1 protein-coding gene is annotated in these 495 nt (G+C 65.7%); it reads left to right on the plus strand.

The genetic code is table 11. The annotated features are described in order from the left end of the window. Window positions 1–39 precede the first annotated feature (39 nt). A partial coding sequence (locus tag E5W70_RS20345; RefSeq protein ID WP_292661471.1) for a hypothetical protein occupies window positions 40–495 on the plus strand: 456 nt, incomplete at its 3' end.

A 495-nucleotide genomic window follows, 5' to 3' on the forward strand; every position in this document is an offset into this window, starting at 1 on the left:
GAACTGCTATTGCCAGCGAGGAGGTGCGAAAGCGCGGTCTTGCTATCACTGCCATCGCTGGTCGTAGCGCCGGAAGCGGCGATCGGAGTCGAAGTGCTGTCGCCGGTGGCGTCATGGGAAGGGGCAGTCACAGTCGAGCTGCTATCGCTGGTGGCGGTGTCGGAAGGGGGCGTCGCGGCAGCACTAGCGTCGCTGGTGGCGTGGGAAGGGGCAGTCACAGTCGAAGTGCTATCGCTGGTGGCGGTGTCGGAAGGGGGCGTCGCGGTAGCACTAGCGTCGCTGGTGGCGTGGGAAGGGGCAGTCACAGTCGAAGTGCTATCGCTGGTGGCGGTGTCGGAAGGGGGCGTCGCGGTAGCACTAGCGTCGCTGGTGGCGTGGGAAGGGGCAGTCACAGTCGAAGTGCTATCGCTGGTGGCGGTGTCGGAAGGGGGCGTCGCGGTAGCACTAGCGTCGCTGGTGGCGTGGGAAGGGGCAGTCACAGTCGAAGTGCTATCG

It is taken from the genome of Mesorhizobium sp., from assembly GCF_005063415.1.
Lineage (GTDB): Bacteria > Pseudomonadota > Alphaproteobacteria > Rhizobiales > Rhizobiaceae > Mesorhizobium.